At 40.6% G+C, this 12,293-nt stretch carries 13 protein-coding genes and 1 other RNA gene; 12 read left to right on the top strand and 2 right to left on the bottom strand.

Going from position 1 to position 12,293, the window contains the following annotated elements:
- Positions 1 to 796: 796 nt before the first annotated feature.
- The 4 genes from N7974_RS18975 (at position 797) to N7974_RS18960 (ending at position 3,785) form a co-directional block, all read left to right on the top strand.
- Complete coding sequence (locus N7974_RS18975) at positions 797 to 1,639, top strand: endonuclease/exonuclease/phosphatase family protein (protein ID WP_262967117.1); 843 nt, start codon at positions 797 to 799, stop codon at positions 1,637 to 1,639.
- Positions 1,640 to 2,049: 410 nt separating this feature from the next.
- Entirely contained in the window at positions 2,050 to 2,898 is an 849-nt protein-coding gene (locus N7974_RS18970) for a tetratricopeptide repeat protein (RefSeq protein WP_262967116.1), read from the top strand.
- Between the two features lie 74 nt (positions 2,899 to 2,972).
- On the top strand, positions 2,973 to 3,296 hold the full coding sequence (locus N7974_RS18965) for a tetratricopeptide repeat protein (protein WP_262967115.1): 324 nt from the start codon (positions 2,973 to 2,975) through the stop codon (positions 3,294 to 3,296).
- A gap of 42 nt (positions 3,297 to 3,338) precedes the next feature.
- Positions 3,339 to 3,785: a tellurite resistance TerB family protein gene (locus tag N7974_RS18960; RefSeq protein WP_262967114.1), complete on the top strand. Its 447-nt coding sequence runs from the start codon at positions 3,339 to 3,341 to the stop codon at positions 3,783 to 3,785.
- 220 nt (positions 3,786 to 4,005) lie between these two features.
- Here N7974_RS18960 and N7974_RS18955 read toward each other — a convergent pair whose 3' ends face one another.
- On the bottom strand, positions 4,006 to 5,355 hold the full coding sequence (locus N7974_RS18955; protein ID WP_262967113.1) for a DEAD/DEAH box helicase: 1,350 nt from the start codon (positions 5,353 to 5,355) through the stop codon (positions 4,006 to 4,008).
- A gap of 235 nt (positions 5,356 to 5,590) precedes the next feature.
- Here N7974_RS18955 and N7974_RS18950 point away from each other — a divergent pair, with 235 nt between their 5' ends.
- The 7 genes from N7974_RS18950 (at position 5,591) to N7974_RS18920 (ending at position 10,051) form a co-directional block, all read left to right on the top strand.
- Positions 5,591 to 6,259 carry a rhomboid family intramembrane serine protease gene (locus N7974_RS18950; protein ID WP_262967112.1) on the top strand — a complete coding sequence of 223 codons (669 nt, stop codon included), beginning with the start codon at positions 5,591 to 5,593 and terminating at the stop codon, positions 6,257 to 6,259.
- Between the two features lie 119 nt (positions 6,260 to 6,378).
- Positions 6,379 to 6,705: a hypothetical protein gene (locus N7974_RS18945; protein ID WP_243221670.1), complete on the top strand. Its 327-nt coding sequence runs from the start codon at positions 6,379 to 6,381 to the stop codon at positions 6,703 to 6,705.
- 307 nt (positions 6,706 to 7,012) lie between these two features.
- Positions 7,013 to 7,109, top strand: an RNA gene (ffs, locus tag N7974_RS18940) — signal recognition particle sRNA small type.
- 37 nt (positions 7,110 to 7,146) lie between these two features.
- Complete coding sequence (gene dnaX / locus N7974_RS18935) at positions 7,147 to 8,709, top strand: DNA polymerase III subunit gamma/tau (protein ID WP_262967111.1); 1,563 nt, start codon at positions 7,147 to 7,149, stop codon at positions 8,707 to 8,709.
- Between the two features lie 18 nt (positions 8,710 to 8,727).
- Entirely contained in the window at positions 8,728 to 9,051 is a 324-nt protein-coding gene (locus N7974_RS18930) for a YbaB/EbfC family nucleoid-associated protein (protein ID WP_262967110.1), read from the top strand.
- A 1-nt stretch (position 9,052) separates the two neighbouring features.
- On the top strand, positions 9,053 to 9,649 hold the full coding sequence (gene recR / locus N7974_RS18925; RefSeq protein WP_262967109.1) for a recombination mediator RecR: 597 nt from the start codon (positions 9,053 to 9,055) through the stop codon (positions 9,647 to 9,649).
- A 63-nt stretch (positions 9,650 to 9,712) separates the two neighbouring features.
- The gene (locus tag N7974_RS18920) at positions 9,713 to 10,051 is read left to right on the top strand and encodes a histidine triad nucleotide-binding protein (protein WP_262967108.1); all 339 of its coding nucleotides are present in this window, start codon (positions 9,713 to 9,715) and stop codon (positions 10,049 to 10,051) included.
- 159 nt (positions 10,052 to 10,210) lie between these two features.
- On the opposite strand, the gene N7974_RS18915 is transcribed toward N7974_RS18920, so the two are convergent.
- Complete coding sequence (locus N7974_RS18915) at positions 10,211 to 11,200, bottom strand: hydrolase (protein WP_262967107.1); 990 nt, start codon at positions 11,198 to 11,200, stop codon at positions 10,211 to 10,213.
- Positions 11,201 to 11,556: 356 nt separating this feature from the next.
- Here N7974_RS18915 and N7974_RS18910 point away from each other — a divergent pair, with 356 nt between their 5' ends.
- Complete coding sequence (locus tag N7974_RS18910; RefSeq protein ID WP_262967106.1) at positions 11,557 to 12,021, top strand: tRNA (cytidine(34)-2'-O)-methyltransferase; 465 nt, start codon at positions 11,557 to 11,559, stop codon at positions 12,019 to 12,021.
- The last annotated feature ends 272 nt before the right edge of the window (positions 12,022 to 12,293 follow it).

The raw sequence follows: 12,293 nt of genomic DNA, 5'->3' as shown, positions 1-12,293 counted from the left end.
CACGCAGCGGATTATTAATTCGCTGGGCAAAAATGATGACACATTTTTAATCGACGACCGTATCTTCCAAGCCGCAGAAATTGGCAGGATTCATGCGAGAGCTGCTTAAATTTTGGCGAAGGTATTGTTCAAGACTAAAGTATTTATTCAATAAAAAGTCAAAGTGCATGGGGTGCGCTGAAGTAACGAAGCGCATTGTCCGAGTTATTCATCTATATGTATGCTGAAACTTGCTGGACACCCTACATCTTAAATCATGTAAATAGCCAATTCCACATATCGATGAAAATTTATATGGATAAAGTAGTGTAAACAAACGATAAATTATCGAAGGAGCAATTTATGAGTCCAAAAAAAGTCACTCTTATTGTTTTTGATATATGCTTGCGATAATAGGTGTGCAATTGTTGATAAATTCGAAACAGAATTAACGCCAAAACAAGTGACAGTTGGCAAGAAACGCTCAGCTGGATTTCTTCAGCAAAATATCGGATCATGATGAGATCTTTATTTGGTCATAAAGCGTACATATTAGTAATTTAGTATAGCCGTTAACTGAGTGTTTTTTACCATTGATAAGGCTGGCAGCTTATCTTAAATAAACTATTCAGTTTTCTTATCGAGAAGATCAACCGGAATTTTTTTAGCACTGGTCGCTAGTTTAATTTGTGGTGTCTGGTCAATTCGGTCTTGGAGCACGGGTTGAAAATTCATAAGTATCAAATCACTTTGTCGCGACCCATTAAAATTAAACGAATCCTGAAGCGCTGATCATTACATTTAACAAGTCGACTTTATGAAGCTATCGCTGCTGACACTTAATTTGCATACCTATCAGGAGCATCCCCGTCATTGTTCTTTTGATACAATGCATCAGCATGAGCGCGAGGTATATATTATCGCTGAGGCGATTGCTCATTTAAAAATTGATGTTATTTGTTTTCAGGAGGTTGGGGAGCATATGCATGACCCGATTGCAAATCCTTACGGCGAATCACCATCCAATATGGCTTTTCGAATTTGTAATAAATTACGTCAGTGGGGACTTTGGTATCATATTCATCAGGATTGGAGTCATATAGGCTTTGATCGGTGGCGGGAAGGCACTGCCATCATGAGTCGCTATCCGATGCAGCACAATTTTTCGGCTTATGTTTCTGTAGATCATCGAAAAAATAATTATATGTCTCGAAATATTACTGTGTCGTGTATCGACGTTCCATGGTTCGGATTATTACATGTTTCTAATGTTCACTTAAGTTGGGCACATCATGGTTTTTATGAGGAATATAATAATCTCCAAAAACTGATCCACTCACGTTTGCATTTTGGTGTCAGAGGCGATTTGATTGTTGGTGATTTTAATGCGCCTGCCGGGGATCATGCTTATAACCACATTGTCGGTAATCAATACTATGTGGATCAATTTCACGAATTATATCCCCATCGATTTTATCAGCCCAGCTATCATGGCCAAATAGATGGATGGAAAAACTATCCCCCCAAACGCATTGATTATATATTTAAACGCAAAGGTAATCCTATGCAAATTAAAGCCATGAAGGTCATCTTTAATGACGATTTCTATCCAATCGTTTCCGATCATTTTGGCTATCTGGCAAGTTTTGAGATGTTTTGATTGCATTGATTCTACTTCTTCTGCGCTGAATAGTAGTCGGTATAGTTAGGCGGTGAAATCCCCGCTAACTATTGTTGTGTATTTTCAGTACGTAACAGTAATCAACAAAAGTCCATGCTGAAATTATAATAATTGTTACTAACGTAACGGTACATTAAAAAAATTGCCTGTTATCCTGATTCAACGTTACCATGATTTGCGCAAGAACTGATTAAATATTGGTTGTTTTGTGCGGCAAAGTTAAGTATGGCTGGTTGATTTTCCCTTTTAAATTCAGCTTTTTATTAACTATATTCATTTATCATCTGAATCATGTGTATTTATTAGTTATGGCCTATAAGTTGCTGTATTTTATGTTGACGTTATACCCAATGTATCAAAGTAAATAAAGTACTAAAGGAGTTCAATCCATGTTTAAATTTCCACTTATTAACCCCACACTACTGTTTTTAGTTTTTTTCTTTACTGTGCCAGTTTTTGCAGAAGAAGATGCCACGATGCATCAAGTCTATCTGGCGGCCCAAGCCGGGAAATTTAATGAGGCACAGTCCATGATGGACAAAGTGCTAAGCGATCATCCAAATAGTGCCAAGGCACATTTTGTAGAAGCTGAGTTACTGGCAAAACAAGGTCTCTTCAGTAAAGCTAATGCCGAGCTAAATACTGCTGAACGTTTACAACCAGGATTGCCGTTTGCCAAACCGGAGGTGTTGCAGAATCTTAAGGCTCGTATTGCTTCCTCATTAAATGGGGCAGTGCAGTCAAACAATCTTAAGCAGGGTATGCCGTCTATCCTAAAAGATTGGCTGCCGATGATGTTGTTAGTTTTGGGTGTCGGGTTAGTTATATTATTGATTTGGTTCATGAGTAGACGAAATACCGGAAGGGCTGCTACCAATAATTACGCGAGTAATGTTCCTGGCTCAAATATGTCGACAGCCGGCACTGGTGGAGTTAGTTCGTTAACCGGACAGCCTGCTCCTGGTGGAGTGGGTTCTGGTCTTATGGGTAGTTTGGCGACGGGTGCAGCTATGGGGGCTGGAGTGGTCGCAGGTGAAGCATTGATGCATCATTTTATCGATGGGGATAAAAATAATGTTACTTCAGAACCGCCCGTTCATAATCCATCGCCATGGGATACTTCCAGTAATAGTAACCCAAACGATAATGACGACATGGGCGGCTCGGATTTTGGTATCGCGGATGCTTCCTCATGGGAGGATGATCAATCTGGTGATGGCGGTGATGATTGGACTTAAGCAATATAAGACCTAAAGCAGTTGGTAATTAAATCACTGTATTAATTTTTCATTTTATAATGGAGACATAAATAATGTCATTACTCTGTCAACAAATAAACCGGATTGCTATTGTTGCAATAATGGCAATAGTATTTTCCGCCTGCACTGAAAAAGCCGCAGACAGCAACTCGGTAGAAAAAGTCGTTTCTACTGTGGCGGAAGACAAGATCACGCAATTGCAAAGACAAGCGCAGCAAGGAGATCCTGATGCACAATACGAACTCGCTTATCTCTATGAAAACGGGCTTGGCGTACCAAAAAGCGAAACCAGAGCTCTTGAGTTATATCAGCAAGCTGCAGATCAGGGGCGTCCTGCGGCACAAGATAATCTTGATGCGATGAGTAAACCGAAGTAAATAGTTGTTAACTTATTTTAATAATAGTGGGATTTTTTAAACATGCTTAACCAGATTAAACTTTTTTTTGAGCAACATTTGATGCTTTCAGCGCCTGATGAATCTTCAGAAGAAAAGCTACAACTTGCGACCGTGGTTTTATTTTTGGAAATGATGCATATGGATGACAAAGTTGAGCCCAAAGAACAGGAAATTATTTTATCCTTAATTCATCAGAATTTTTCATTAACGGTTGAACAAACAACGGCTCTGCTAGCATTAGCCGAACAACAAAGAATACAAGCAACTGATTATTTTCAGTTTACGTCCTTAATTAATAAGGAATATAGTTTGAAGCAAAAGATAGGCTTAATTGAAGCATTATGGAAAATTGCTTTTGTTGATGGCATCTTAGATATGGACGAAGAATATCTGGTACGAAAAATTGCCGACCTTTTATATGTGCCTCATACCGCTTTTATTCTGGCAAAAAACAGGGTAGCGGGTTAAATGTTTGGTTGGTTTCATAATTAACCACATGAGATGCTATCTGAAATCGTCTGCATTGAATGAGCTAGTACGTAAATAACAAAGTCTGGTCGAGCAGAGCAAGCAACGTTACCGAGACAACATTGTTGAAATTATCAACGATTTTCAACGTTTCAATAAAGACAGTCTAATTTATTTATGCTTTTCGTAGGCACTGTTTTTATTTGAGTGTGTTTACTCGTTAGTCTTTTTGCTCTTGCGGTTCTACCGATGATAAATCCGGTTGAATAGCCGGGGCGCGGCGTTTGCCGACATTTTTCTTGTCTCTATCGCGTATTTTAACTTTTTCCGCAGCTACTTTTTTGGGTTCTATTTTATTTTTTATACCGGCGGCTTTACCGGATGCTTTCAGTTTTTTCGGACCTTTATATTTGCCTTCCAGCTCTTTAATGGTACGGCGTTTAAATTTCTGTTTTAAGAAACGCTCAATACCCGACATTAAATTCCATTCGGTGCTTTTTACCAGTGCTATTGTTAGTCCCAGTTCATCAACTCGTCCGGTGCGGCCTATGCGGTGTATATAATTGATACCGTTTCTGGGTACATCAAAATTGATAACCAGATTGATGCCTTTAATATCCAAGCCACGGGCAGCAAGATCTGTAGCCACCATGACTTTAACTTCGCCCTCGCGGAAGAGTTGCATCATGCGGTTGCGATCTTTTTGATCCATTTCGCCATGCAGTACGCCGACACGGAGCTTTTGTCCGCGCAACGGTCCGCGTAGCAGATCTGCCTGAATTCGGCTGTTGGTAAATACCAGTGCTTTGTCGTAGGTTTCATTAAGCAGTAACCAAGCTAGCAATTTTTGTTTGTGGTCGTTATCGTCGGCAACGACAATTTGCTGCTCGATATTGCGATGGCCATCGTGCAAGGTATTTAAGGCAACTACCTTATGATCTTGCAGAATCTTGTCGGCCATTTTGATTACGCCAAAATGGGTTAGCGTGGCAGAAAACAATAAGGTTTGTCTTTGCTCATTACAGCTTTTGGTGATGGTTAATACGTCTTCACTAAAGCCCATATCCAGCATGCGATCGGCTTCATCCAAAATGAGAATTTCAAGATTGGTAAAGTTAGGTATTTCCTGCTCCATCAATTCCAGAATACGCCCGGGAGTTGCAATAACAATTTCCGTATTCCTACGCAGCATGTTTTGCTGTAGCCTGAAATCGTCACCGCCAGTAATTATGCCGGCTTTAATATCGGTAAATTCGATTAATTGCTGGCACTGTTTAAAAATTTGCTGCGCCAGTTCACGGGTAGGCGCGAGTATGAGTGCCCGCGTACCTGGTTTTCTGGTCGATAAGGTGAGCAGATGATGCAGTGTCGGTAATAAAAATGCGGCAGTTTTGCCGCTGCCGGTTTCTGCGCTGACCAGTAAGTCTTTGTGCTCCAAAGCTGGTGGAATGGCTTGTTGCTGAACGGGTGTCGGTTGCTCAAAGCCCAGTTTTCTGACTGCCATAAGCAGGGGTTCAGCGAGGGATAAGCTTGAGAATGATAGCGGGATGTCTGTTGGATTAGGCTGCATGAATCTTGAATGGTTGCTGCGGTTACGCAGGTGATAAATAGCGGATGCTTTTTGTTATTATAAACTTTTTGTTATAAGGCGTTATGATTAAAATCAACAGGACAGTCTACTATGCATTGCCAATCAGCTATTAACTGGTAAGCTTTGGCCTTGAACTGGTGATTTTATAAGGTGAAGCTATTTTAGTTTATTGCCGTTCTATCGCTTTTTTTCACTACGTAAAAGGGTAGCAACAATGATACCGATTAGAGATACTGCGCCATGTTACGCAAAGCCTTATGTGACTTGGGCAATAATAGTGGTCTGTACCAGCATTTTTATCGCCATGAAAATAATGCCCGATCAACTCTCTTTTAGTCTCTTGCAACGTTATGGCATGGTGCCTATTCGGTATTCAGTTTTACAGTCAGGTTTGCCTTTTGATGGCTATCTATCGTTTGTAACCAATTTGTTTTTACATGCAAGTTGGACGCATCTCCTTATGAATATGTGGTTTATGTGGATTTTTGGTGATAATGTTGAAGACAGAATGGGACGGCTGCCCTTTTTAATTTTCTATTTGGTGTGTGGGGTTTTTGCAACGCTCTTGCAATGGTATTTTGATCCGATGCTTGATATTCCGGTTATTGGTGCCTCCGGCGCTATAGCAGGTGTGTTGGCGGCGTATTTTTTTCTATATCCACTGGAGCGGGTTATCGTATTTTTTCCGCCAATGTTGTTTCATATACCGGCTATCGCTTTTTTGGGTTTGTGGATTATTTTACAATTGGATAGTGCTACGACCTCTATTATTTTTGAAAATGTAACGATAGACGTTGCCTGGTGGGCACATTTGGGTGGGTTTGTTGCCGGGTCTGTTTTGTATCGGATTTTTCTTAAAAGCAATAAAAATGACGTAATTTGATCGCTTTAAGGTATAATTTTGACCTTCAAAAGTCGGGCTTTTTGATAAAAACAACAGTAGTCAGTCATTGTTACTGATTAAAAAAGGCTCTTAAAGTTATCGGGAAATTGAAAAATAATATGAAAAAAGTTAATGTTGCGTTGGTAAGGTTATTTCAGTTTATAGTTTTTGTACTGTTTATATTTATGGTAATAGTCTATTTTGGTGCGATGGTTTTACTGCCACTAGATGCTATTGCATTGCTGATAAAATTGATGGGTGTTTTGGGTCTTCATGGTTTTATCGGCGCCTTAATTGCCATCCCGGTTGTTGGTTATTTGTGCTTTGTTGTTTACAAAACCCCCGGACTTTGCAAAATGATTGTTGATACCGGTGTTGAACTGATTAAGACTGCTAAATTAAGAGTTGATGCATTTAATGACATTGTTGATGCTGTAAAAGCTTAAATTTTTGATTATAAAAAAGGGCGTACCGAAAATGGCTCGCCCTTTTTTTATGCTTGTTTAAAAAGCGCTTTTAATTGCTACCAAAGAATTTTTGATGCTGTTGTCATAAGTTTGACGTTATTTTTGTGGCTTCACAGAAAGTGACTTGTTTTATATTATGAGTCCTTAAAAAAGGACTTTTTAACAGTGATAGTGGAAGCTAATGGTACTTTTTTTAAAGATCATTGTTTATTAGCTTGTGTTATAAAGTTTTATCAATGATAATAGAGTTCTTTTAGCCAGTATGGCTAAAGCATAATGGTGATCATGTCGGTCCTCTCGCAACGATACGCTGTAAACCCCGCCAGGTCCGGAAGGAAGCAACGGTAGCAGCAGATTCGTGTGCCGGGATGTGGCTGGTATGATTACCGCCCAATACCCCCACTATTTTTCGAGCCTGCAATGAATTATCAGGTTCTTGCCAGAAAATGGCGTCCTCACAATTTTACCGAAGTCGTCGGACAAGAGCATGTAGTAAAGTCGTTAATTAACGCTTTGCAACATAATCGGCTCCATCATGCTTATTTATTTACTGGAACGCGTGGCGTAGGTAAAACTACCATTGCCAGAATTCTTGCTAAAGCTGTCAATTGTGAAAATCTCCAGGAATTTAATCCTTGTGGCGTTTGTAGCGTTTGCCGGGATCTTGATGAAGGACGGTTTTTAGATTTAATTGAAGTTGATGCAGCATCCCGCACTAAAGTTGAAGATACCCGCGATTTACTCGATAACGCCCAATATGCGCCCAGTCATGGACGCTATAAAGTTTATATAATTGATGAAGTGCACATGTTGTCCGGGCATAGCTTTAATGCGTTATTAAAAACGCTGGAAGAGCCGCCGCCACATGTCAAGTTCTTGTTGGCAACAACAGATCCTCATAAAATTCCTGTTACTGTGTTGTCCCGTTGTTTGCAATTTAATCTAAAGCGATTGCTTCCAGCGCAGATTTGTTCGCAAATGGAGTTTATCCTTCAGCAGGAAGCGATTGAATTTGAACCTGCCGCGTTAAAATTATTATCCCGCGCTGCTGATGGCAGTATGCGTGATGGTTTAAGTCTGTTGGATCAAGCTATCGTCTATGGTAATGGTAAGGTGTCTGCTGATGATGTCAGGGCGATGCTTGGCACAGTTGCGCAGCAACCGGTTAATGACATATTAAGCGCTTTGGCTCGTGGCGATGTAGTTGATATTCTGGATAAAATCAATGAAATTGCTAACTTAACGCCTGATTTTGGTGAAATTTTACATCAAATATTACAAATCCTGCATCGTGTTGCCTTGGTTCAGCAAGTGCCGGGTGCCGTTGATCGCGATTTTGATGTTGATATGATCGCTGCCTTGTCAGGCCAGTTAACCCCCGAAGATGTTCAGCTTTTTTATCAAATTGGTCTGGTGGGGCGAAGAGATCTTGATCTGGCCCCCGATCCACGCAGCGGTTTTGAAATGGTTATGTTGCGTATGCTGACATTTAAGCCGGTAACGTTGGCGCAGGGCAGTATAAAATCCATTAAAATTCAGCCGTCTGTCAGTAAGCCTTCGGTAAAAATACCACCGCAGATTGTAACGGCAGCAGCGCAGAGTAATGAAGCGCCGGTTAATGATTGGTTATCAATGATCGTAGCGATGAAGTTGACTGGTCTGACCAGAGAGTTTGCCAGTAATTGTGTATTGGAAAGTATTGATGATAAAGTTTGCACCTTGATAGTCGATCCAGGCCATATCAGAGGTGCACGAGCAGAAGAAACCTTGCAAAAAGCATTGCAAGTCTATCGTGGAGCTTCGCTTAAGTTGGTCATCAATGCTAAAAAAATTACGCAAGATACACCAGCGGTCCAATTAACCAAAGAGCGCGAAGACAGGCAGCAAGCAGCGGTTGAGTTTATTAATTCAGATCATAACATTCAGGCTTTAAAAGATCGTTTTGATGCGCGGGTTTTGCCTGGCACCATAGAGCCTGTATAACATTAAGAGAGGAAGAAAATGAAAAATGCGTTAGGTAATATCATGCAGCAAGCCCAAAAAATGCAGGAAGACCTTAAAAAGGCTCAGGAAGAATTGGGGTTAATGCAAGTGTTGGGTGAATCAGGCGGCGGTTTAGTGACTATTGTTATGACGGGTAAGCGCGAAGCCAGAAAAGTAACTATTGATGATTCGCTATTGGGTGACGATAGGGATATGCTTGAGGATCTTATTGCTGCGGCCATTAATGACGCAGTAAATAAAGTCGGCAAAATGAAAAAAGAAAAAATGGCTGATATAACCGCTGGAATTCCTTTACCTCCCGGATTTCAACTGCCTTTCTAATATGCACAAAAAAGGCTTATTAGGGCAGCTAATACAAAATTTATGTTGTTTACCCGGCGTTGGTCCCAAAACAGCGCAACGTATGGCTTTTTATTTGCTCCAGCGCGATCGTAATGGCGCAAAAAATTTGGCCGAAACGGTTCTGCAAGCGATTGATAAAATTGGTCGTTGTCAGCAATGCCGAACACTCACTGAGCATGCGCTTTGTGAGATTTGTGCAGACAGTTCAAGAGATGATTTCCTTATTTGTATCGTTGAAAGTCCCGCTGATGTTTGGATCGTCGATCAGGCTACCCAATTTAAAGGTTGTTATTTTGTATTGCATGGACGCTTGTCGCCACTGGATGGTATTGGTCCTGATGAGTTGGGTCTCGATTTGCTTGAGCAACGTTTGGCAACCGGTAGCGTTAAAGAGCTGATTTTGGCGACCAATTCAACAGTAGAGGGCGAGGCGACAGCTTACTTTATTGGCGAGATAGCCAAAAAATATCAGGTTCAAGCCAGTAGAATAGCGCATGGTGTGCCGATGGGTGGTGAGCTTGAGTTTATAGATAGTGGTACGCTATCGCATGCATTTAAAGGCCGAAAAGAAATTTAGCGTGCCTTCCCTATTATTGATTCATATAAGTGTCAGATAGTTAAAATATAAGGAGCGATAAGTATGACGCAGTGTTTATTTTGCAAAATGGTTGCGGGCGAAATTAAACCGGATGTCGTTTTTGAGGATGATACGGTTCTGGCATTTAGAGACATAAATCCTCAAGCTCCTGTGCATATTCTTATTATTCCCAAGCTACATATTGCCACCTTGAATGCTCTGAATGATACCTTGCTGGCAGGTCGATTATTGCAAGTTGCCATAAAATTAGCCAAGCAGGAAGGTTTGTCTGAAGAGGGCTATAGAACCGTATTTAACTGTAACAAAAAAGGCGGGCAAGACGTTTACCATCTGCACTTGCATTTGCTCGGCGGTCGACAAATGATCTGGCCGCCAGGTTAAGTTAAATCGTTTGGGCAGGCGGTGCTTGTTGCTCCTATTTTTTGATGAGATATAGCTTTTCAGATAAATAATTTCTATGCTGACAGATATCATCCCTTGAAGGGGTGTTATCTGTGTGGACTTGCCGCGAGATGAATTGGAGATTTAATTTCTGAAATTCTATAGCTGTTGTTTTAAAAACTCAGGAATGCGCTGCTCTAGCCAATAATTTGGTTTGAAAGGTATTTCGCCGGCAATAAATCCTACGTGTCCGCCGCCTTGGGTAATTTCCAGATGAATACTTGATGATAGTTCGCCTAATGTGGGGACAACGTCTTCCGACATAAAAGGATCATCAATCGCTTGAATCAGTAAAGTGGTGGTGGTTATCGATTTAAGAAATTGTCGGGAGCTGGAGCGCTGGTAATAGTCGTGTGCATCTTTAAAGCCATACAATTTTGCGACTACCTGATTATCATATTGCCAAAAAGATTTGATAGATGACAGGTCACCTAGTTGTTCAATTTTGCTGGCTTCTTGGTGTTGGCCAATCGCTTCTAAATGCTGTTGTTTGTCCTGAACATGGTCTTTTAATTCATGTAGTAGTTTTTTACGATAAAGTCTGGAAAAGCCTTTGTCCAGTCGGGTTGCGCAGGTGCTTAATACGAAAGGCACAGAAACGGCTGTGGCGGCAAATAGCGATAGGTTGTTGTTTTGTTCACCTAGCCATTTTAATAGCACATTGCCTCCTAATGAAAAGCCGACAGCTGCGAAAGGCGTGTGAGGTTCGCGTTGGCGTAAGGTCTGATAGAGAAAATGAATGTCTTCAGTTTCTCCTGAGTGATAAAACCGCGCCGAATAGTTATAGTCGCCGCTACATCCACGAAAATTTAATGCGACGCTACGAAACCCTTGTCGTAATAAACTACTCTGTAAGCCTCTGATATAGCCTGACTGAGAACTGCCTGTTAAGCCGTGTAATAAAATAACTAGCGGTTGACTGCCTTCGCCGCACCAATCGATATCAATAAAATCACTGTCGGGTGTTATTAATCGTTCACGTCGTAATCTAAAAGGTAATGGCGCTTTGCGCATTAGCGCAGGGTATAGCGTTTGTAAGTGGGTGTTATTTAGCCACCAGGCAGGTTTAAAGGTTGTTTTGATTAACATAAAGCGTAAATTGATTCCTGTCAAAGGCTATTTTTATTGTTATTTCAGGCTTGCTTTGCTAAAAACTCGAGTATAGAAGCTATGTGTTTTTTTGTATATGAGGTTTCTATAAAGTGCCTGTAATGATTTAATCCTTAAGTTTTTAAAATGATAATATAATCCTTCAAAAATCGTAACTACTCAGTCTATCAAGCCGTGGTATATGACGGTTTTATTGGTATAACAATAGCTTAAAAGTGACATTTTTAAGTCGATTTTACTGACTTTTATACAAAATAATACGCTACAGCCAAGGTAATTCAGGGCAGAGTAGTTGCCAAAAAATCAACTTATTTGAATAAAAAATACCCAAAGCCATGTTTAATATTGCACTCTATGAGCCAAGAATTCCACAAAACACAGGGAATATTATTAGGCTAACCGCCAATAATGGCTGCAATCTTCATCTGATTGGTTCACTAGGTTTTGATCTTGAAGAAAAAAATCTGCGTCGATCCGGCCTTGATTATTTTGATCTGGCAAAAGTTACCCGCCATGCTGATTACGATGCTTTTATAGTAGCAATGCAAGGGCACAGGCTATTCGCCTTAACAACAAAAGGCAGTCAGTCATATAATCAAATTAATTACCAAGCGGGTGATGTTTTATTATTTGGCTCTGAAACTGCCGGATTACCCGAAAATATTCAAAAGGGTATTGCGTTAAATCATCAATTGAAAATACCCATGAGGCCAAACAATCGTAGTATGAACTTGTCGAATGCCGTGGCTATTGTTAGTTACGAAGCCTGGGGGCAGTTAGGATTTGCAGGTTGTCAGTAATTTAAATTATTAAGCTGTTGACAAGTTGGCCAGGTAGGCTATAATGGTGGGCTTCTTCGGGGTAAAGCAGTTTGACCCTGCAGCAGGACAGCAACACGCAATGTCGACAAGGGGTTGACAAACCGAATCCGCTCTGTATAATTGTCGGACTCAACGGTGCTGCGGCACCAACGCTCTTTAACAACTTGATCAAAATAATTTGTGTGGGTACTTGTGGTGATTGTTAGGCTGTTAAAAAATAATCGACACAGGAACAACACATTAAGAAGTAA

Origin of the sequence: Methylobacter psychrophilus (assembly GCF_025583945.1) — a bacterium.
Taxonomy (GTDB): Bacteria; Pseudomonadota; Gammaproteobacteria; order Methylococcales; family Methylomonadaceae; genus Methylobacter_C; species Methylobacter_C psychrophilus.
Note: the sequence above shows the minus strand (reverse complement) of the source record. Positions and strands in the feature narration are given on the sequence as shown.